The sequence below is a fragment of the Nocardia sp. NPDC006044 genome (genome assembly GCF_042871115.1).
In the GTDB taxonomy this organism is placed as follows: domain Bacteria; phylum Actinomycetota; class Actinomycetes; order Mycobacteriales; family Mycobacteriaceae; genus Nocardia.
This window is the reverse complement of sequence record NZ_JBIAID010000001.1, coordinates 995656-1015673: the sequence shown is the minus strand read 5'-3', so window position 1 is coordinate 1015673 and position 20018 is coordinate 995656. Positions and strand designations below refer to the sequence as shown.

Sequence of the window (20018 nt, the reverse complement as noted above, 5' to 3'; positions counted from 1 at the left end):
AATCCGGCCACCAGCGGTGACCTCGTATTGCCACTGCTCCAGCATCTTTCCTCCGATTGCCCGCGTAGCGAAGCGTTCGCGGAGGCGATGCTGCCGGGCGGAGTTCTCCGGTGTACAGGGACGCTCGGTCAGCACGATCCATGCCTCCCAGGTGTTGGATCGCGCTGCGCGGCATAGGTCTTCCCACCCCTTGGCTGCCTCCGAGGTCGCGAAACGCGCTTCCCACCCGCCCGGTCGTGCAGGGGGCGCGACTCGGTCACCCCGTTTAGCCGACATCGTTCATTCCCCCACTGGTTCGGTCACCGGACCGAAGTCGGCGTCCAACGGACCGGACAGTTGCTCGGCCAGAACCGGGTCGGCGTAAATCGCCGCGGTGCTTCGCCATTCAACGATGGCCTGAGCCAGCACCGACCATTGGCCGAGTTCGGCCGATGCCTGGAAAGCACGAGCAAAGTCCTTGACGAACCGTGCCTGGGCGTCCGGCGGGAGCACGTCCACCCAGGGGAACTCGTCCAGCAGGGCACGCGCGGCTATATCGGCGGGCAAATGAATCAGCACGTTGCGCAGTGCCCGCGCCGCGGTGATCGACCCCTCGGATGTCTCCTGGACACGGTCTTCCCGAATCAGCAACAGCGGCGCACCATCACGACGGCGAACCCGGACGTCACCCTGGTCGGCCAGCTTGGCGACCGCCTTGGGGTCGCGCTGTAGCTCGCTCCACTGCACCTCAGTAACCATGATTCTATTCTGAACTTTTTCAGAAGTCTTGCCAAGTCCCTGGACTAGACCTTGGTGGCCGAAGGCGTGCCAGAGCCGAGGGTTCGGGGTTAGGAGCCAGCCGGCGAGGGCTCAGATGACCAAGTGTCGCGGGCGACGCCGACGAGCGGCCGGGAGAACGCCTGCCGATCGGGCAAACATTTGGCGATCTCGGGCGGCGCGCCAGTGCCGATGTGGCCGTTCGGGCGATCGTGGCGCAGAATGGGGGGCCGCACGCGATGGCTCCCGGCGTTTTCCGCCTTGGTGACATGCATCGCTGCGACACAAGGTGTTGTGCTGCACGGACTTGTCACCCCCAAGGAGTAGTGTCCAGGGGAGAGAAGATCCGTCACGGCAGCGGGCTCGGGAAAGGTGTGGAGGCAGGATGAAACTGATCGATCGGGTATCGGCCATCAATTGGAATCGGGTGCCCGACGAGAAGGATGCCGAGGTCTGGGACCGGCTGACCGGCAACTTCTGGCTGCCCGAGAAGGTTCCGGTGTCCAACGACATCCCCTCGTGGGGCACGTTGACCGCCGATGAGAAGCAGCTGACCATGCGGGTCTTCACCGGCCTCACCCTGCTGGACACCATCCAGGGCACGGTCGGCGCGGTGAGCCTGATCCCGGACGCGCTGACCCCGCACGAGGAGGCGGTGTACACCAACATCGCGTTCATGGAGTCGGTGCACGCGAAGAGCTACAGCTCGATCTTCTCCACTCTGTGCTCGACCAGGGAGATCGACGACGCGTTCCGCTGGTCGGAGGAGAACCGCAACCTGCAGCGCAAAGCCGAGATCGTGCTGGACTACTACAACGGCGACGATCCGCTCAAGCGCAAGGTGGCCTCGACGCTGCTGGAGAGCTTCCTCTTCTACTCCGGCTTCTACCTGCCGATGTACTGGTCCTCGCGGGCCAAGCTCACCAACACCGCCGACCTGATCCGGCTGATCATCCGCGACGAGGCCGTGCACGGCTACTACATCGGCTACAAGTACCAGAAGGGCTTGGAGCTGGTCAGCGAGGCCGAGCGCGAGGAGCTGAAGAACTACACCTTCGAGCTGCTGTTCGAGCTGTACGACAACGAGGTCGAATACACCCAGGACCTCTACGACGAGGTCGGCCTCACCGAGGACGTCAAGAAGTTCCTGCGCTACAACGCGAACAAGGCGCTGATGAACCTCGGCTACGAGGGCCTGTTCCCGAAGGACGAGACCGAGGTGAATCCGGCCATCCTGTCGGCCCTTTCGCCGAACGCGGACGAGAACCACGACTTCTTCAGCGGTTCGGGTTCGAGCTACGTGATCGGCAAGGCCGTGAACACCGAAGACGAAGACTGGGAGTTCTGAGCGAACCACTCGGCTGAGACGGCGGCGGATTCTTCCGCCGCCGTCTTGCGTTGACACCGGCGACAACGTTTAGCGTGGCCGTGACGGTCGCTCGGAGGAGGTCGGATGCTGATCGGTGAGCTGGCGCAACAGGCCGGCACGAGTACCCGCACCCTACGGTACTACGAGCAGCACGGACTGGTGCGGGCCAGCCGCTCCCCCAACGGGTATCGGGTCTACGACGCGACGGAACTGCCGGTGGTGCGCAAGATTCGGACGTTGCTCGAGGACGGTTTCGCCCTGGACGACATCCGCCCCTTCATCACCTGCCTGCGGGCCGGCCACAGCTCCGGGGATGTCTGCCCGGATTCGGTCGCGGTGCTGCGGCGCAAGCTCGACGAGGTGGACGACGCACTCACCCGGCTGACCGCGTTGCGCGGGCAATTGCAGGAGCGGCTCGCCGATTCCGAGCAGCCACCGGCCTGCCAATTCTCCTGACCTCCTGTCCGGCAGCCGGTCTCGATGGGCCGGTTGTGCGATCGTCGCTGCCCACATCAGTCGAGGAACGCCGATGAAGTTTGCGATCAGTTACAGCACACCGTTTTACGGTGCCGACCCGGACCGGATCATCGCCTTCGCGCAGCACGCGGAGGCCTGCGGATTCGAGGGGCTGTATCTCCCGGATCACATCGCGCTGTATCCGGGCGCGAAGGTCGGCAACTTCGAGATGCCCGCCACACTCCCCTATCCCGATCCGCTGGACTGCCTGAGTTTCGTCGCCGCGGCAACCCGGCGGCTCCTGCTCGGCACCGGTGTACTGCTGCTGCCGTATCGGCATCCGGTGGTGCTGGCCAAACGTCTCGCGACCATCGATGCGCTGTCCCGCGGGCGCATGCGGTTGCTGACCGTCGGGCTGGGCACGTTGCCGGGCGAAGCGATCGCGACGGGCGTCGACTTCGCCACCCGCGGGCGGCGCACCGACGAAGCGATCGATGTACTGCGCCTGCTGTGGGCGGGCGGCGGCGAAGGCGTCAGCTTCGACGGTGAGTTCTTCGCCTTCGACTCGCTGGTCAGCTTCCCGAAACCCGTTGGCGTGCCGTACCTGCCGATCCACGTCGGCGGCTCCAGCCGAGCCGCCGCCCGCCGGGCCGGTCACCGCGGCGACGGTTACTTTCCCGGCGGAATGCTCGGTCCGGCCGAACGCGCCGCTCAACTCGACCTCGCCCGGTCGGAAGCTGTTGCCGCAGGCCGTGATCCGGACGCGCTCGAGTACACCCGCTGGGGATCGATCGACCTGCCCGCCGAGCGTGTGGACGGACTGGCCGCCGAAGGAGTGACCCGGATCGTCATCGGCGGCATCGATCCCGCAGACCAGTTCGACGAGATGTCCCGCTTCGCCTAACGATTCGGCCTCAGCGGCTGACGTAGCACCTCCGCGCGCGGCCCCGGCGCTCCACTCCACCGCCGGGGCCGACGTGTATCCGGCAGCTACTCCTCGGGAACGACCGCCCGAAGCAGGTGCAGCACCTCCGCACTGTCCGCCGCGAGGCCGCCGACATCGAACCGGACGGCCCCGACGGCGCGCTCCAGCGATCGCAGTCGCTCATCGATCGTTCGCACTCGATCCGCGAGCACGGACAGCCCGAACTCCATGTGCGCCTCCCGATTCTCCATGGCATCCCGTCGCCATTTCAAATCCTCGTCCATTTTCAATAACACCCTTCCGAAAAGGGAACTCCATTCTGGAATGTTCCTGTTGTGGTGCATTTTTGAGCAATTCGGCGAATCGGCGAACTTCTATTACAGTCAGCTGGTTGTATGTCCCCGGAAGCCGATCCGGTTCGGCTGTCCGGACATACAAGTGCACCATCGCAGCCACACTTACGGAACCCTTCCGGAGCGGAACTCGGTGAATATTCGGGAAGGTTCCAAAGTTGCTGCCATACAAAGGTTCCAAAATGGACCATTCGTTAGCGACCTTCGGAGATGCAGCCATGACAACTGGTTCGACCCTTCCCCGCAGGCTACTGGCCCGCGAGCTCCGCCGAGCCCGTGAAGCGGCGAGTGTGAGCGCGGAAGCCGCACGGAGCGCGATCGGTGTCAGTAAGCAGACGTTCTGGCGAATGGAGAACGGGATACCGATCAGATTGAACCCGTTGTTCATCAAGCGGCTGTGCGAGATCTACCAGGCGTCGACGGAGATGACGCAAGTGTTGCTGACGCTCACCGACGAGACGAAGTCCAAAGGGTGGTGGCATGCGTTCGACAGCACGATCCCCAAGAGTTTCGGACTGTTCGTCAGCCTGGAGGACGCAGCTCAGCACGTGGTTTCGTATCAGACGACATTCTTACCCGGAATGTTGCAGACCGACGAATACCGCCGGGCGATGCACTGGATCGAGCATCCGAATACGCCCATGTCCGATGTCGAGACATCGATCGAGATCGCCACCCGACGCCGGGCCCGACTCACCCGCACAACCAATCCCCTAACGCTGGAGGTGATCATCGACGAAACAGTGCTACGCCGTCCGGCCGGCTGCACGGACGTGATGGTGGACCAATTGAATCATCTCGCAGAAGCGGCACAACTTCCAAATGTTTCAGTTCGGATCGTTCCACTTTCGAAAGGCGCTTATCAAGGCCTGCTGGTTGGAATGTTCGTAATGCTCGAGTTTCCCCCGCACTCAACCGCATACCTCACCGAACCGCCGGTGGTCTATGTCCAAGGTTTCACCGGAGATATGTATTTGGAGCGCCCGGAGGAGATTTCGGCGTATCGTATTGTGTGTACGGATCTCAAACGGTTGGCATTGGATGAGACCGCCAGTCGCGCTCTCATCCTCGACATTGCAGAGGAGTTCTCCGCATGAACATCGACCTGACTAATGCACGTTGGTTCAAGAGCACACGCAGCTCACCCACCAAGGACTGCGTCGAAGTAGCACATCTCGACGCCGGCATGGTCGGCGTCCGCGATTCGAAGAATCCCACCGGCCCGGCCTTGGTCTTCACCCCGAGTGAATGGGATGCCTTCACCGCAGGCGTCGCAGACGGTGAGTTCAACCGCCCATAACACCCATTGAATGCGTGAGACCCCCACTACCAGTGGGGGTCTCACTTCTACCCGTCCGCCGGCGCAAGTGCTTCGTCCAACTACCGGCAGTCCACTCAGGAACCTGGCTGTCCGTTCAGGAACCTCAGCAGTTCGTCGGTGACGAACTGGGGGTTCTCCTCGACCAGCCAGTGCCCGGCGTGCGGAACGTCTACTGCGCGGACGATATTGGCCATCCGCGGCGCAGCGGTGGCCTGGATCGCGGCGACCTGACCCTGGGCGGCCATGACCAGCGTCGGGACGGAGGTGGGAGCGGCCGCGATGGTGTCGGTGACGTCCTTGTCGAGGGCGCGGTAGAGGTTGAAGCCGCCGGTGAGGGCATCGGGGCGCCCGTAGGTGCGGGCGTACTCGGTTACTTCGGCGTCGGTGAACGGGGAGCGGTCCGAGCTGCCGCCGAAAGCTGTTCCGCCGTAGGAGACTTGGGGATAGAACAGGTTCAAGTATTCGCGGACATCGTCACCGACGACCGCTTCGGGGACACGACGCTGCGCGTGGAAGGCGATGTGCCAGCTCAGAGTTCGGTAGGTGGGCGCGTCGATCGCCGGACCGGGCAGCGGCAGGTCCAGGTAGCCGAGGCGGGCGGTGTCTGCGGGGAATTGGGCGGCGTACTGGAACGCGACCGCGGCGCCGAAGTCGTGGCCGATGACGCGGGCATCACGGATACCGAGCTGGTCGGCGATCAGGGTGTGCACGTAACGCGCCAGCGTGGCCTTGTCGTAGCCGGTCGGTGCGCCGGTGCTGTCGCCGAGACCGGGGAGATCTACGGCGTAGACGGTGTGCTGCTCGGCGAGCGCGGGCATGATCGGCCACCAGCCGAACCAGGTCTGCGGCCAGCCGTGGATCAGCACGACCGGTGTGCCGGTGCCGCCCTTCACGTAATGCATACGGACACCGTCGACATCGGCGAACTCGTGCTCGAAAGTGTTCTCGAACTTCGGGTCACCCTGAGTGGCGGTGGCGTAGGCCGGGACCTCGGCGGCGGTCGTCGTGGCGCAGGCTCCGGTGCCGACCGCGAGCAGGAGGGTGAGCGCGACGGTCGCCACCGCCTGCGCGGATCGGCGAAAACGGCGCGGCTGTACGGCGGTGATCATGGACTTCTTTCGTGGAGAGGGTGATTGGGTTCAGCGCCCGGTCGCGCCGTCGATCAGCTCACGGATGATGTCGGCGTGACCGGCGTGCCGGCCGGTCTCCTCGATCATGTGGGCGAGCGCCCAGCGGACGCTGGGCGCGGGACGGCCCGGCCGCGGGATGGATGCGGTGAGATCGGTGCAGCCGTCGAGGACCTCGTTCGCGCGCTCGACCGCTTCTCGGTAGCGAGCGACGACGTCGGCCACGGTGTCCGTCGGCGCGGCCTCGAATGTCGCCTGCCAATCGGTCACGTTGTCCCCCAGGAACATCGAGCGCTCGACGAACGTCAGGTGGTTCAGCAGACCGAGCAGATTCGTGCCCGATGGCACCGCCGCTGTTCGCACCTGTGGTTCGGGCGCACCGTCGACCTTCGCGGCGATCGACTCCCGGAGGTAGTCGAGAAATCCACGGAGCGTGTCGGTTTCGCCGCTCCCGGTCCGCGGCGGCGGCGCGTCACGGCGCTTACGACGCGAGGTGGCCGGCATGGTCACCTCCGATGGTGCGGCGAATGAGCAGCACATGGTCGGTGACCTCGGCGGTGCGCCCGCCAGGTCCCGTCGCGACCCGGCGGGGCGCGTCGGCCCGTTCGACCAGCCACTCCGACGGATCCAGATCGATATCCGCAGCGATCTCTCGCGGACTCGGATACCGCGCGTCGGGGTCCTGGTTCCACGACCACGGCGCGGTCGAACCGTGGTCCACGACCAGCAACCGCCCGCCCGCCCGCAGCGCGTGTGCGGCCGCACGCAGGACAGTCGCCCGGTCCAGATCGAACGAGGTGTGCAGGTAGTGGGCGCTGACCAGGTCGAAGTTGCCCTGCGGGAAGGAATCGTGCAGGTCATGCCGCTCGGTGACGACCAGTGCTCCCAGTCCCCGGGCCTCGGCAAGTCCGGCGAGCCGCTCGACCGCAACGGCCGAGATATCGACGGCGGTGACCTTCCACCCCTGACCTGCCAACCACAGCGCATCGCCGCCGTCGCCGCACCCGAGATCCAGCACATCGCCGCTCGGCAAATCCGAAACCAGCTCAGCGAGAAGGACATTCGGCCGCGGATCGGCGGCGGCCGGGCGGCCCGCGTAGACACCGTCCCAGAACGCGACCGCATCGGTGGTGCTCATCGTGACTCCTTACTGTCGAGACACGTTCAGTCTCGCCAGCGGTACCTCGATCTGGCACGGAAAATTGCGGTTCCGGCAAGATGGTCGGATGGACCCGGAAACCGAAGACGTGCTCGACGTGGTCGGACCGCGGCTGCGCGCGCTGCGCCGCGACCGCGGCATCACCCTCGCCGACCTCGCCGCGACGACCGGAGTATCGGAAAGCACCCTCTCCCGGCTGGAAAGCGGTCAACGCCGGGCGACCCTGGAGTTGCTGCTGCCGCTCGCCCGCACCTACAACGTCCCGCTGGACGATCTCGTCGGCGCCCCGCGCACCGGCGACCCGCGGATCCACCTGAAACCGATCCGCCGCTACGGGATGGTCTTCATCCCGCTGTCCCGGCGACCGGGCGGGACCCAGGCGTTCAAGATGATCATCCCGGCGGTGCCGGAACCGCTCGAACCGACGCCGCAGACCCACGACGGCTTCGAATGGCTGTACGTGCTCAACGGCCGCCTGCGGCTGGTGCTCGGCGAGCGCGACCTGATCTTGCCGCCCGGCGAGGCCGCCGAGTTCGACACCTCCCTGCCGCACTGGCTAGGCAGCGCCGATGGCAAAGCGGTCGAACTGCTCATCCTGTTCGGATTGCAGGGCGTGCGTTCACACGTGCACCCCGCCAGGTCCTGACACACGACGATTCCGCCGCACCCGAGGGGAGATGCGGCGGAACAGGATCGAACTCAGTGGCCGACGACCACCAGCACGAACTGCTGCGTCGGATTGTTCTGCGCCGGACGGCTCACCACGCCGTAGTCCTTCGCGGCGATCTCGTGCGCGTCCACATACCGATTGCTGGACGCCTGCTGGATCGTGTACTTCCCGCCGCCCAGCGCATTGAAGTGCCACACCTGGGTCGGATTGTTCTGGGCCGGCCTGGTGACCAGGTGGTAGTCGAGGGACTCGATCTCGTGGGCGTCCAGGTAGCGTTTGCTGCTGACCTGCTGCACCGTTCCGGTCCCGGTGCCGCTGTCGTCCCAGTGGATGCGCCACTGCTGGCTGGTGTCGCCCTGCTTCGGCCGGGTGACCACGTTGTAGTCGTGCGTCCCGTCGTTCCAGGCATCGAGGTAGCGACCGCTCGACACCTGCTGGATCGTGACGATGTCGTCCGGCTGCGCGGCGTTCGCGGTGGCGGGAACTACGACCGCGACGGCGGTGAGAGCGCCGAAGAACAATCCCGCTGCGGTGCGGCTGATGAAATGAGTCAAGGTCGGATCTCTCTGGTGGAAGGTGCCTGCCGAACCAATGTTCGAGCAAGCACGACCGACCGGATAGGCACCCTGAGGAGGCGAGAAGGTCGCCGGAGGGTGCGGAAATCACCCCATAGGGTCTTCACACCGACAGTGCTCGCTCCAAGCCGGCGGCGACCCGGTCCAACGGATCGGTGGTGCCCTCGGTCCGGCACAGGACGAGGGCACCCTCGAGCCCGGCGATGAGCAGAGTGGCCAAGTCAGCGGCGGCTTCCTCGTCGATTCCGTTGCGCTGCAAGCATTCCTGGAAGGGGCGCGCCCATCGCCGGAAGATCGCGCCTGCGGCCGCGAGCAACTCGGCATCATCGGGACCCGCGCCCAGGGCGACGGCCGCGACCGGGCAACCCGGCGGGTGGCCGCCACCGGTCATCGCCAGCTTCGCGCCGCCCAGGATCGCGTGCATCGCGGGGACGGGTGCTTGGTTCGCACACACCGCCTCGATGGCCGGTCCGACCATCCCGTCGATGAACGCCAGGACCTCTTCGGCCAGTTCGGTCTTGCCGCGGGGGAAGTGGTGATAGATGACACCGCGGTGCGTTCCGGCCTTCGCCACCACCTCGCGGAAGCCGGTGGCCGCGTAGCCCTGCCCGCGAAACAGCAGCGTCGCGTGCCGGATCATCCGCGCCCGGGTGTCTTTCGCCACTAGCCGCCTCCCGACTCGGTCATTGACTAAGACAGTAGTCCTAGAACATACTCACAACCACCTTCTAGGACGACTGGCTTAGAAATGCGGGTGTGCGCGGCACTCCCGGACAACCCGACAGAGAGGAACGCCTCCGTGTCGTTCGCCGCCTTCCGCCTGCTGGTCCTGCGCTACGTCACCGCCGTGCTGGAAACCCCGTTGCAGTTCTTCGTGTTCCTCACCGGAGGGTGGTTCACCGCCAACGGTGTGATCGCCTTCGGCATCTACCCGGACATGGCGTTCGGCGGCAGCATGCATTCGTGCACGATCCAGTTCCTCGGCTTCATCCCGGTCACCGTCAACGGCTGGCACGCACTGTTCCACCTGCTCACCGGCCTGGCCGGGCTCGCGGTCGCGGCCGTGCGCACCCGCGCCCTCGCCTACACCTGGACGTGCGGTCCGTTCTACCTGCTCATCGCCGCGCTGGGCGTTACCGGCGGCGACCACGTCCTGCACATGATGGCGGTCGACACCTTCGGCAATATCGTGCACACCGTCGAGGGCACCCTCATCCTGATCGCCGGTGGTGCGGCCGCGCTCACCGCACGCGCAGCGGTCCGACGCGGCTGATTCGGCGCGTCCGGCGGTCTGGCACCGTTATGCGCCGCCGGCCCGATCGATGCCTACCTTCGGCCACGAATCAGCCGATGGCGGAGAGGTATTCGCCGTAGAACAGCATCAGGCCGACCGCCGAGGAGATCCCCGCCAGCAGCCAGAAGCGAATGATGACGGTGGTCTCGGCCCACTTGCTGAGCTCGAAATGGTGGTGGAAGGGCGCCATTCTGAACAGGCGGTTGCGGGTGGTGCGGAAGACGACGATCTGCAACAGCACCGAGAGGATCTCGGCGAAGAACAGCGCGCCGACGACCGCGGTGAGCAGTTCGGTGCGGGTGGTGACCGACAGTCCGGCAAGCAGACCGCCCAGCGCCAGTGAGCCGGTGTCGCCCATGAAGATCTTGGCCGGCGCCGCGTTCCACCAGAGGAATCCGATGCAGGCGCCCGCACCGGAGGCACACACCACCGCGAGGTCGAGCGGGTCGCGGACGTCGTAGCAGCCGGCGCCCGGGGTCACCGCGCAGGCATTGGTGTACTGCCAGAAGGTGATGATCACGTACGCGCCGAGCGCGAAACTCATCGATCCGGCGGCGAGTCCGTCGAGGCCGTCGGTGATGTTCACCGCGTTCGACCAGGCCACCACCAGGAAGCTGACCACCAGCAGGAACCCGATCAGCCCGAACGAAACGGTCTCCACGTCCCGCACGTAGGACATGTGCCGGCTGCCCGGCGTCAGCCCGGTGCTGGACGGGAACCGCAAGGCGAGGATGCCGAAGACGATCGCGGCGGTGAACTGGCCGATGTACTTACCGGTCGCGGTCAGGCCGAGGTTGCGCCGCTTGCGGATCTTGATGAAGTCGTCGAGGAAGCCGACGATGCCCAGCGCCGTGGCCAAGCCGAGAACGAGCAGCCCGGACGCGGACACCCCCTCGGCGTCGTGCCGGATGCGGAGCAGATGCGCCCCCAGATAACCGGCCCACATGCCGATCAGGATCGCGAGGCCGCCCATCGTGGGGGTGCCGCGTTTGGCCTGGTGGCTGGCCGGTCCATCGGACCGGATCTCCTGCCCGACCTTGCGCCTGGTGAAGAGTTTGATCAGCAACGGCGTCAGGGTGATGGAGACCACCAGCGCGATCATCGCCGAGAACAAGATCTGTCTCATTCGCCCCTCACGCGGCCGTCATCGAAAAGTCGGGTAATTGAAACATCAACGCACGGGCGCCTTTTCACTGCCCGGGTCGATCCGTTCCCGACGTCTGTCCGCACCGCTGCCCATCCACCAACCCACCGTCGTCCGCGCGAATGGCACCGACGTTAGCAAGCCGAACTGATTCATGCGGTGTCGTGTAGTTCCGCTTAACCGCACTGCCGCGGCCGTCCACGCAGGACGGCCGCGGCGGTGGTGCCGGTTCAGATGCCGAGGACCAGCTTCGCGGTGGTGAAGTAGATGATCAGCCCGGTGGCGTCCACCAGGGTGGTGACCATGGGCGCGGACACGACCGCGGGATCGATCCGGAGCTTCTTGGCGAGCAGCGGCATGGTGCCGCCGATGGTGGCGGCCCAGCCGCAGATCAGTACCAGGGTGATGCCGACGACGACCGCGACGCGCGGCCCGACGAACAGCCCGCCGATCACCAATCCCGCTGCGGCGAGCATGGATCCGAGCACCAGCCCGACCCGGCACTCGCGCCAGATCACCTTGAACAGGTCGGTCACCCGCACCTCGCCCACGGCGAGCGCCCGCACACAGGACGTGGCGGCCTGCGCCCCGGCGTTGCCGCCCGCGCCGATGAGCAGCGGGATGAACAGCGCGAGGTGCGCGGCCTGTTGCAGCGTTCCCTCGAACATGTCGGTGACGCTGACGGTGAGGGTCGCGGCAAACAGCAACAGCAGCAACCACATCGCGCGATACCGGGCCAGCTGGAACACCCCGGCCGCCATGTAGTGACCCGACCACGGCGCCGAGCCCGCCTGCCTGGCGACGTCTTCGCTGTCCGCGGCCTCGATCACCTCGACCGCGTCGTCGATGGTGAGCAGGCCGACGAGCCGGTTCTCGCTGTCCACGACGGGCATGTTGAGGTCGTTGGTCTCGCGCATCAGCCGGGCCGCCTTCTCGGCGGCGTCGGTGGCGCGGGCACACACCGGCTCGGTGACGACCAGTTCGGCGATCATCGTGTCCGGCTTGCTGAGCACCAGTTCGCGCAGTTCGACGATGCCGGTCAGCCGCCGGCCCGCGTCGACGACAGGCAGCGTGTAGACCGTTTCGGCGTTGGCGCCCTTGGCCCGCACCGTGGCCAGCGCCTCGGCCACGGTCAGGTTTCGCGGCAGCGCGACGACCTCGGGGGTCATGTACTGGCCCGCCGAGCCTTCCGGGTAGCCCAGCAGCGCGGCGGTCATCCGCCGTTCGCGCGGGCTCAGCCCGGCGAGCACCTTCTTGGCGACCTTCGCGGGCGCCTCCCGCAGCATGCGGGCGCGGTCGTCCGGCGCCATGCCCTCGACCAGGTCGCGGAAGCTCTGGTCGCGCAGGCCCTGCAGGATCTGCTGCTGGTCCACCGGTTCGAGTTCTTCGAAGACCGCCAGCGCCAGGTCCTTGTCCAGCAGCCGGAACGCCACGCCGGCCTGGACGGCGTCCATCCGGGCGAGTTGGTCGGCGATGACGTGCGGCGGGTGGTTGTCGAGCCAGGCGAGCGCGGCGTCGACGCGGTGGCAATCGGCGATGTCCTGGAGTGATTCGGACAGCGAAGGACGGACTTCGGTGATCTGCGACATGGGATGTCCTCAGCGAATACGCGTGCGTGAATGGGAGCGCGAAAATTCACACCGCGGGCGCCGGTCCCCACCGTCGCTGATTACTCAGGAAGACGAAGGGGCGACGCCGCGCGGCCTTCGACTGGGAGGTTCGCTGCGCATGGCAACCCCACCTCCTTCTCGTCGCTGCCGCAGACCGGTCGAGCCCGCGCCATCACTGAAACGTTGATCGGACGCGAAAGCATCCTTGTGCAGGATACAGGCATTTCGGGGAAGCGCTCACCACCGCGGAGCCCGCTTGGTCAGTCGACCACCTTCGGCCTGATGGTGGCGGTGACGGCGGTCTCCGCATCGAGCCAAGTGGGGACGTGACGCACCCAGTCGGGCACCGGACCCGGTTGCGCGCCGAAGAGGTAGCGGTGCGGCACCAGGTCGCGCAGAGCCCGGTGCACGTCGATCCGGTCGTCGATCATGTGCGTGATGCCGAGTTCGGCACAGTGCCCGGCCTTGTCCGCGCGCTTGCGGCAGAAGCGCAGATGCTCGCGCGGGATGCCGGTGCGGTCGAAGAAGTCGTGGTGGTCGAGCCACTGCCGGGTGCGCTGTTCGATCCGCTCCCCGCATTTGGAGATCACCCACGCCCGGCCGTCGAAGAGCCGGACCAGTCGGGGCAGGACGTCGAAGGCGCCGGGGCTCGGCGGGGTGCGCAGGGCCTCGTCCAGTCCGCCGGAGAGGAAGACGGTGTCCGCGTCCCCCGCTTTCAACGTTGCCCCCTGGATGACTCGGCCGAAGTCGACGCCGAGTCGGTGTTGTCGATCTGTATGCATTTGGGTCAAGGATGACGGGATCAGCGGGCGGGGGCGAGTGAATTTCCGTGCCGTGCCGCTCCGCACAGTCAGCTAACAATTTGCCGGAAGCAGGCAATTGGTCCGTGACGGTTTCGGACTCAGAGTTCGATTCGCAGCAGTCTGCCAGACTGGACATCACGGCATTCGACTTGATATCCGCATACATCAGGCACAACGAGTCGACTAACCGCAGACCGCACCGGCAATGAGCCGCCGGTAACGAATCGGCAGACATCAGACAGGATCATTAGCCACAAGTTAGCCTGTTGGTATGACCAAAATACTGGCATTCACCTCACCGGCAAAAGGACACCTGTATCCGGTCGCCCCGGTGCTGGCGGAGCTGGTATCGCGCGGCCATGACGTGACCATGCTGACGCTGCCCGGTAGCGAGCCGGAGCTGGAGCAGTTCGGCATCACCGCGCGAGCGCTACCACCGGCGCTGACCCAGGACCGGCTCAACGACTGGGCGACCACCTCGCGCATCGCCACCCTGCGCGCGGCCGTCCGCTCGTCGGTCGCCCGCATCCCGGACGAGATCCAGGCTCTGCGCAGCGCGATCATCGCCGAGCGACCGGACGCGCTACTGATCGACATCACCGCGCCGGGCGCGCAGATCCTCGCCACGGCGAGCGGGCTGCCGTGGGCAGCGTGGGCCTCGATGCTGCTGCCGATTCCCTCCCGCGACGCACCGCCGTTCGGGCCGGGACTGCGCCCGCGCGCGGACCTGATCGGCCGTGTCCGCGACAACTGCCTGCACTGGTTTCTCGATCGCCGGTGGAACGAGGTGCTGCCACAGCTCAATCACATGCGCCAGTACTACGGACTGGATCAGCTGGAGAACGCCGTGGACTACCTGCGGCAACCGCCGCTGACGCTGAACTTCACCGCGCCGCCGTTCGACGATGTGCGCACCGACTGGCCGTCGACCGTGCATCAGATCGGACCGGGCCTGTGGTCGCCGGAAATCGAGCCGCCCGCGTGGCTCGACGAGATCGACCGGCCGCTCGCGGTGGTCACCTGTTCGACCGAGTTCCAGGACGACGGCAGGCTCGCGCAGACCGCGCTGGACGCGCTGGCCGACAGCGGGTTGTTCACAGTGGTCACCACGGGCGCGATCGATCCCGCGACCCTCACCGTCGCGCCGAACGCGCGGGCCGAGCGGTTCCTGTCCCATCAGCTGCTGCTCGACCGGGCCGCCGTCGTGGTCTCGCACGGCGGTATGGGGATCACCCAAAAGGCTTTGGCCGCAGGCGTTCCGGTGTGCGTGGTGCCGTTCGGGCGCGGCCAGTCCGAGGTCGCGCGCCGGGTGGTCGGCAACGAGGCGGGCAGCTGGGTGCCGGCGAAGCGGCTCTCGGTCCGCACCCTGCGCGCCGGCATCGACAAGGCGATGGCCTGCCGGGCCGGTGCGGCCGCGGTGGCCGCCGGGTTCGCCGCGGCCGGCGGCACGTTGCGCGGCGCGGAACTGCTGGAACAGCATTTCGCCGGGCACGTGGCAGGGCATGTGGCCAAGACCGGCGTCACCCCGGTGCACAGCTCGCATCCCTATCCGGCCAACGAGGTTGCGCCGGAGATCACTCAGGGCGAGCCAGATCCGGTTGTGCTGCCGCCCAACGATTTTCCGCCGACCGAGGATCCCTACTGGACGACCTGGCAACGCCGCGACCGCTGAAAAACACGTGCGCCGTGCGGGTTCGGCGCGATAGGTTCCGGCGATGGACGATCACTTCGGCGAACGGGTAGCGGCCACCTACGACGAGTCGTACGCGGAACTGTTCGAGCCGGACGTCGTCGGGCCGATGGTCGATCTGCTCGCGGAACTCGCGAACGGCGGCCGCGCCTTGGAATTCGGCATCGGCACGGGCCGCGTCGCGCTGCCGCTGGCCCGCCGCGGCGTCCGCGTGCACGGCATCGATCTGTCGCCGGCGATGATCGCCCGGCTGCGGGCCAAGCCGGATGCCGCCGCGATCGGCACGACCATCGGCGACTTCGCCACGACCCGGGTCGACGGCACGTTCTCCGTCGCCTTCCTGGTCTTCAACACCATCATGAATCTGACCACCCAGGCCGCGCAGGTCGCCTGTTTCGCCAATGCCGCAACACATCTCGAACCCGGCGGCTGCTTCGTCGTCGAGGTCGGCGTACCCGACCTGCGCCGCCTGCCGCCCGGCCAGACCATGGTGCCCTTTCAGGACGGCCCGACCCGCTGGGCCTTCGACCGCTACCACGTCGCCACCCAGCAGATGAGCTCGAACTACCTCGACGTGGTCGACGGCCGAGGCGAATATCGCTCGATCCCCTTCCGCTACGTCTGGCCCGCCGAACTGGACCTCATGGCCCAACTCGCCGGCCTGCACCTGCGCGACCGCTGGTCCGACTGGACCCGCGACCCGTTCACCGACGAAAGCCGCAAACACGTCTCGATCTGGGCAAAGCCCAAACCCTGATCACCCGGCCGAGCGCGAAATCGTCCTGAAATTCCGATAGCTGGTGCCGGAGAGGGGTTTGACGCAGGGGGCGTCGAAGGGTTGTTCGGATCGTGGGGGCGCGGGAAGGTGGGGCGGTTGGAGTGGGACAGCCAGGAGGGCGCTATGGCTACTGCCGATCAGCCACGTTCAGGGTCGCAGGCCGTGGAGCGGGCGGTGCATCTGCTGAACTGCTTCGAGGGGGACGATCCGGAGCTGTCCATCAGCGAGCTGGCGCATCTGGCGGGGGTGCCGGTGAGTACGGCGCATCGGCTGGCGCAGGCGCTGGTGCGCGGACGGCTGCTGGAGCAGGATCCGGCCACCGATCGGTACCGGGTCGGGCAGGGGCTGGCGACGTTGGCGCGGCCCGCACTGACCAGGCTCGGCATCGACTCGGCCGCGCCGCATATGTACGCGCTCGCGGCGGGGATCCGGATCACGACGAGCCTCAGCGTCGCGGACGAGCGCGACGCGGTGACGGTGTTGCAGGCGCGGCCGCCGGTGCGGTTCTGCAACCATCAGCTGCCGCGGTTGCGGCAACCGCTCGGTTCGAGCGCGTCGGGGCGGGCGCTGCTCGCCCATCTACCGGCCGCGCCCTATCTGGCCACCGACTTGGATCTGGTGCGGCGCAAGGGTTTCGCGGTCGAGGAGTTCGAGGGCGCGGACGATCCGATCCGGTCGGTCGCGGTGCCGGTGTTCGGCGCGGACAAGCAGGTGTGGGGCGCCCTGAGCGTGCAGGCGCGGTCGGCGCGGCTGAACGAGGAGCTGGTGCGGGAGATCCTGCCCGCGATGCGCCAGATCGCCGTGCGGATCGGCGGCGTCGTGCACAACAGCTCCGCCCAGGCGATATACACGCCGTAATTAAACTCACCGCGGTTTTCACAATGTGGAATGGCCGTTGTCTGCGGCGGCGCCGGGCAACACCATAGAAGACCACGGGCATCGAATCCGGCGCCCGGCACAGTTCACGGAAGTCTCGAAGAGTTGATACCTACCGCGCTGATCCGCCGCCGCGCGATCGACCTGATGCGGGTGCCGCACGGGATCTGTCGCTACTGACGCCGTTTCCGGCAGTCATCCACTCCGGCATTCGCTTTGCCGCGATATCTCTCTTCTGTTGTCGCCGTGCCGATTTCCTGCGCACGCGCTTGTATTCGAAGGACTTCCACCATGCCCACCTCCGCTCCCCCACGGCGCGCACTCCGCGCGGTCGCCGCGGCCCTCACCCTGCTCACCAGCGTCTCCGTGCTCGCAGGCTGCGGCAAGTCCGAGCCGGGCAGCACCGCCGACGGCAAGACCGTGCTCCGCTATCAGGGCGCCACCGGTCAGGTCTCCGCCTATGAATTGGCCGAGGATCTCGGCTATTTCAACAAAATATCGCTGCGCTGGGAAGGTGATACCACCAGCGGCCCGGCCAATATCCAAGCGGCGGCGACGAATCAAGTGGAATTCGGCAGCGCGTTCAACGGCGCGGTGGTGAAACTGATCGCGGGCGGGGCGAAGGTCACCGCGGTGCTCAGTTCCTATGGCTCCGACGAACAGTCGTTCACCGGCTACTTCGTCCGCGACGATTCCGGCCTCAATTCCGCCCGCGATCTCATCGGCAAGAAAGTCGGCGTCAATACCCTCGGCGCGCACCACGAGTTCATCACCAGGGAGTGGCTGCACCAGCAGGGCCTATCCGATAAGGAGATCAAGCAGGTGGAGCTGACGGTGGTGCCGCCGGCCAACACCGAGGACGCGCTGCGCAAGGGGCAGATCGAGGTCGGCACGCTGGGCAGCATCTTCCGCGAGACCGCGGTCGAGCGCGGCGGCATCCACCCGCTGTTCACCGACAAGGGCCTGTTCGGCACCTTCGACTACGGCACCTACGTCTTCCGCAACGATTTCATCGCCAAGAACCCGGACGCGGTCAAGGATTTCGTGCAGGGCACCGCCCGGGCGACCCGGTGGTTGCAGGTCACGCCGCGGGAGGAGGTGCAGGCACGCTTCACCTCGATCATCGCGAAGCGCGGGCGCAACGAGAACACCGGGCTGATCAAGTACTGGAAGAGTTCCGGAATCCCGGTGCCGGGCGCGGTGATCGACCAGAAGGAAATACAGATCTGGATCGACTGGCTGGTCCGCAACGGTGAGCTGAAGGACGGTCAGCTGAAGGCGACAGACTTGTTCACCAACAAGGACAACCCCTACGCCAACGGCACATTCACCCCGCAGAGCGGCCCGACCGGCGAGGCGGTGGCCGCGAAATGACCGCCAAGCTGTCGCTGACCGGGGTGCACAAGCAGTTCGCCATCCGCGGTTCGCACGAGAAATTCACTGCCATCCAAGACATTTCGCTGGATCTGCGGGACGGCGAGTTCCTCGTCCTGGTCGGACCGAGCGGATCCGGCAAGTCGACGTTGCTCGATCTGCTCGGCGGCCTGAGCAAGCCGACCTCCGGTGAGATCCTCCTGGACGGAAAGCCGATCACCGGGCCGGGCCTCGACCGCGGCATCGTGTTCCAGCAGTACGCGCTGCTGCCGTGGCGCACCGCCCGCGGGAACATCGAATTCGGCCTGGAGGCCAAGGGATTACGCCGCAGGCAGCGGCGCGAGATCGCCGAGCACTACCTGGAGTTGGTGGGGCTGACCGGATTCGGCGATCGCTACCCGCACGAGCTGTCCGGCGGGATGAAGCAGCGGGTCGCCATCGCCCGCAGCCTGGCCTTCGATCCGGAGGTGCTGCTGATGGACGAGCCGTTCGCGGCGCTGGACGCGCAGACCCGGGAGTCGTTGCAGGACGAGCTGTTACGCATCTGGCGGGCCACCGGAAAGACGGTCCTGTTCATCACACACGGCATCGATGAGGCGGTGTACCTCGGGCAGCGGGTCGCGGTGCTGACCTCGCGGCCCGGCCGGATCAAGGCGGTCGTCGACGTCGAGATCGACCGGGAGGCCGGCGGCGACATCCGCTCGTCCGAGCGGTTCCGGGACTACCGGCACGAGATCTGGACGCTGCTGCAGAGCGAGGTCCAGCGCGCGGCGTCGCTGGAACGAGAGTCGTTGTCGGACAACCCGACCGAGGCACGAGTCGAGAGGCTGACCCATGTCTAGTGCAGTGGACTTCACCGAGCGGACGATCGCGGTGAGTACGGCGGCACCCACGCGGCCCGCCGCCGATCGACCTGCCGCGGACCGATCGTTCGAGGCCGGATCGCAGGCGCTGCGGGTGATCGGCCGCCTCGCCTGGCGGGTGTTCAAACCGACGATCGTGATCGGGCTGTTTCTGCTGCTGTGGCAGCTCGCCCCGGCCCTCGGCCTGGTGGACGAGGTGTTCCTGCCGCCGTTCTCGGTGGTCGCGCAGGCCTTCGTCGACCTGCTGGTGAGCGGCGAACTGTGGACCCACATCTCGGCCAGCCTGAGCCGCTCGCTGGCCGGCTACGCGATCGCGCTGGCCGTGGCCATCCCGCTCGGCATCTCGATCGCCTGGTACAAGCCGGTGGCCGACTTCCTCAACCCGATCCTGGAGCTGTTCCGCAACACCGCCGCGCTGGCCCTGCTGCCGGTCTTCATCCTGATTCTCGGCATCGGTGAGACCTCGAAGGTCGCCCTTGTGGTCTACGCGAGCGCCTTCCCGATCCTGCTGAACACCATCACCGGTGTGCGCACCGTCGACCCGCTGCTGATCAAATCCGCTGTGTCGCTGGGTCTCTCGCCGGTGCGGCTGTTCCAGAAGGTGATCCTGCCCGCCGCCTTGCCGTCCATCTTCACCGGCCTGCGGATGGCCGCGGCGAGCTCCATTCTGGTGTTGCTCGCGGCCGAGATGTTCGGCGCCCGTGCGGGACTCGGCTATCTGATCACCGCCGCCCAGCAGAACTTCCAGATCCCGAACATGTACGCGGGAATCATCGCCATCTCGCTGCTCGGTCTGGCCTTCAACGGACTGCTGGTCACCCTGGAGCGCCGGTTCTCCCGCTGGCGCACCGAACCCAACGCCTGACCGTCCACTC

23 protein-coding genes are annotated in these 20018 nt (G+C 66.5%); 13 read left to right on the top strand and 10 right to left on the bottom strand.

The window, feature by feature from the left end; translation table 11 throughout:
- Positions 1-279: 279 nt before the first annotated feature.
- A complete protein-coding gene (locus tag ACFYO1_RS04750; protein WP_387227208.1) occupies positions 280-738 on the bottom strand; it encodes a hypothetical protein in 459 nt (152 codons plus the stop codon).
- A gap of 403 nt (positions 739-1141) precedes the next feature.
- Between ACFYO1_RS04750 and nrdF the strand changes: the two genes are divergently transcribed.
- The 3 genes from nrdF (at position 1142) to ACFYO1_RS04735 (ending at position 3485) form a co-directional block, all read left to right on the top strand.
- Positions 1142-2104 (top strand): class 1b ribonucleoside-diphosphate reductase subunit beta, encoded by a 963-nt coding sequence (gene nrdF, locus ACFYO1_RS04745; RefSeq protein ID WP_150405375.1) that lies wholly within the window; start codon positions 1142-1144, stop codon positions 2102-2104.
- A gap of 105 nt (positions 2105-2209) precedes the next feature.
- Positions 2210-2581 (top strand): MerR family transcriptional regulator, encoded by a 372-nt coding sequence (locus ACFYO1_RS04740; protein WP_387227206.1) that lies wholly within the window; start codon positions 2210-2212, stop codon positions 2579-2581.
- Between the two features lie 73 nt (positions 2582-2654).
- Positions 2655-3485, top strand: coding sequence for a TIGR03619 family F420-dependent LLM class oxidoreductase (locus ACFYO1_RS04735; RefSeq protein WP_387227204.1), 831 nt, complete (start codon positions 2655-2657; stop codon positions 3483-3485).
- An 86-nt stretch (positions 3486-3571) separates the two neighbouring features.
- Here the strand turns inward: ACFYO1_RS04735 and ACFYO1_RS04730 are convergent, their stop codons facing one another.
- On the bottom strand, positions 3572-3790 hold the full coding sequence (locus ACFYO1_RS04730; RefSeq protein ID WP_387227202.1) for a hypothetical protein: 219 nt from the start codon (positions 3788-3790) through the stop codon (positions 3572-3574).
- A gap of 251 nt (positions 3791-4041) precedes the next feature.
- Between ACFYO1_RS04730 and ACFYO1_RS04725 the strand changes: the two genes are divergently transcribed.
- Complete coding sequence (locus ACFYO1_RS04725) at positions 4042-4956, top strand: DUF5753 domain-containing protein (protein WP_387227200.1); 915 nt, start codon at positions 4042-4044, stop codon at positions 4954-4956.
- Positions 4953-5159: a DUF397 domain-containing protein gene (locus ACFYO1_RS04720; RefSeq protein ID WP_387227198.1), complete on the top strand. Its 207-nt coding sequence runs from the start codon at positions 4953-4955 to the stop codon at positions 5157-5159. Before ACFYO1_RS04725 ends, ACFYO1_RS04720 begins: the two co-directional genes overlap by 4 nt.
- 95 nt (positions 5160-5254) lie before the next feature.
- On the opposite strand, the gene ACFYO1_RS04715 is transcribed toward ACFYO1_RS04720, so the two are convergent.
- Genes ACFYO1_RS04715 through ACFYO1_RS04705 form a run of 3 tightly spaced genes read right to left on the bottom strand, consistent with a single transcriptional unit; the run spans position 5255 to position 7445 of the window.
- Positions 5255-6289 (bottom strand): alpha/beta fold hydrolase, encoded by a 1035-nt coding sequence (locus ACFYO1_RS04715; protein WP_387227196.1) that lies wholly within the window; start codon positions 6287-6289, stop codon positions 5255-5257.
- Between the two features lie 30 nt (positions 6290-6319).
- Positions 6320-6811, bottom strand: a complete 492-nt coding sequence (locus ACFYO1_RS04710; RefSeq protein WP_387227194.1) for a DinB family protein — start codon at positions 6809-6811, stop codon at positions 6320-6322.
- The gene (locus ACFYO1_RS04705) at positions 6789-7445 is read right to left on the bottom strand and encodes an SAM-dependent methyltransferase (RefSeq protein WP_387227192.1); all 657 of its coding nucleotides are present in this window, start codon (positions 7443-7445) and stop codon (positions 6789-6791) included. The genes ACFYO1_RS04710 and ACFYO1_RS04705 overlap by 23 nt, the downstream gene beginning before the upstream one ends.
- Before the next feature lie 88 nt (positions 7446-7533).
- On the opposite strand from ACFYO1_RS04705, the gene ACFYO1_RS04700 reads away from it, so the two are divergent.
- Positions 7534-8112: a helix-turn-helix domain-containing protein gene (locus ACFYO1_RS04700; protein WP_387227190.1), complete on the top strand. Its 579-nt coding sequence runs from the start codon at positions 7534-7536 to the stop codon at positions 8110-8112.
- Positions 8113-8165: 53 nt separating this feature from the next.
- On the opposite strand, the gene ACFYO1_RS04695 is transcribed toward ACFYO1_RS04700, so the two are convergent.
- Both ACFYO1_RS04695 and ACFYO1_RS04690 read right to left on the bottom strand, forming a co-directional pair.
- On the bottom strand, positions 8166-8690 hold the full coding sequence (locus ACFYO1_RS04695; protein WP_387227188.1) for an RICIN domain-containing protein: 525 nt from the start codon (positions 8688-8690) through the stop codon (positions 8166-8168).
- 124 nt (positions 8691-8814) lie between these two features.
- A complete protein-coding gene (locus tag ACFYO1_RS04690; protein WP_387227186.1) occupies positions 8815-9375 on the bottom strand; it encodes a TetR/AcrR family transcriptional regulator in 561 nt (186 codons plus the stop codon).
- Between the two features lie 135 nt (positions 9376-9510).
- Here ACFYO1_RS04690 and ACFYO1_RS04685 point away from each other — a divergent pair, with 135 nt between their 5' ends.
- Positions 9511-9984 (top strand): DUF4383 domain-containing protein, encoded by a 474-nt coding sequence (locus ACFYO1_RS04685; RefSeq protein WP_387227184.1) that lies wholly within the window; start codon positions 9511-9513, stop codon positions 9982-9984.
- A gap of 70 nt (positions 9985-10054) precedes the next feature.
- Here ACFYO1_RS04685 and mraY read toward each other — a convergent pair whose 3' ends face one another.
- From mraY to ACFYO1_RS04670, 3 genes are all read right to left on the bottom strand, one after another.
- The gene (gene mraY, locus ACFYO1_RS04680) at positions 10055-11131 is read right to left on the bottom strand and encodes a phospho-N-acetylmuramoyl-pentapeptide-transferase (RefSeq protein ID WP_387227182.1); all 1077 of its coding nucleotides are present in this window, start codon (positions 11129-11131) and stop codon (positions 10055-10057) included.
- A 248-nt stretch (positions 11132-11379) separates the two neighbouring features.
- A complete protein-coding gene (gene mgtE, locus ACFYO1_RS04675; RefSeq protein WP_387227181.1) occupies positions 11380-12738 on the bottom strand; it encodes a magnesium transporter in 1359 nt (452 codons plus the stop codon).
- 281 nt (positions 12739-13019) lie between these two features.
- A complete protein-coding gene (locus ACFYO1_RS04670; RefSeq protein WP_387227178.1) occupies positions 13020-13541 on the bottom strand; it encodes a hypothetical protein in 522 nt (173 codons plus the stop codon).
- A 292-nt stretch (positions 13542-13833) separates the two neighbouring features.
- Between ACFYO1_RS04670 and ACFYO1_RS04665 the strand changes: the two genes are divergently transcribed.
- The 6 genes from ACFYO1_RS04665 to ACFYO1_RS04640 all read left to right on the top strand — a co-directional run bounded on the left by ACFYO1_RS04665 (position 13834) and on the right by ACFYO1_RS04640 (position 20008).
- Entirely contained in the window at positions 13834-15234 is a 1401-nt protein-coding gene (locus ACFYO1_RS04665; protein WP_387227177.1) for a glycosyltransferase, read from the top strand.
- Positions 15235-15277: 43 nt separating this feature from the next.
- Positions 15278-16009 (top strand): class I SAM-dependent DNA methyltransferase, encoded by a 732-nt coding sequence (locus tag ACFYO1_RS04660; RefSeq protein WP_387227175.1) that lies wholly within the window; start codon positions 15278-15280, stop codon positions 16007-16009.
- 144 nt (positions 16010-16153) lie between these two features.
- A complete protein-coding gene (locus tag ACFYO1_RS04655; protein ID WP_387227173.1) occupies positions 16154-16888 on the top strand; it encodes an IclR family transcriptional regulator in 735 nt (244 codons plus the stop codon).
- Between the two features lie 309 nt (positions 16889-17197).
- Positions 17198-18280: an ABC transporter substrate-binding protein gene (locus tag ACFYO1_RS04650; protein WP_387227171.1), complete on the top strand. Its 1083-nt coding sequence runs from the start codon at positions 17198-17200 to the stop codon at positions 18278-18280.
- Complete coding sequence (locus tag ACFYO1_RS04645; protein ID WP_387227169.1) at positions 18277-19122, top strand: ABC transporter ATP-binding protein; 846 nt, start codon at positions 18277-18279, stop codon at positions 19120-19122. Before ACFYO1_RS04650 ends, ACFYO1_RS04645 begins: the two co-directional genes overlap by 4 nt.
- Complete coding sequence (locus ACFYO1_RS04640; RefSeq protein WP_387227166.1) at positions 19115-20008, top strand: ABC transporter permease; 894 nt, start codon at positions 19115-19117, stop codon at positions 20006-20008. The genes ACFYO1_RS04645 and ACFYO1_RS04640 overlap by 8 nt, the downstream gene beginning before the upstream one ends.
- Positions 20009-20018: the final 10 nt, after the last annotated feature.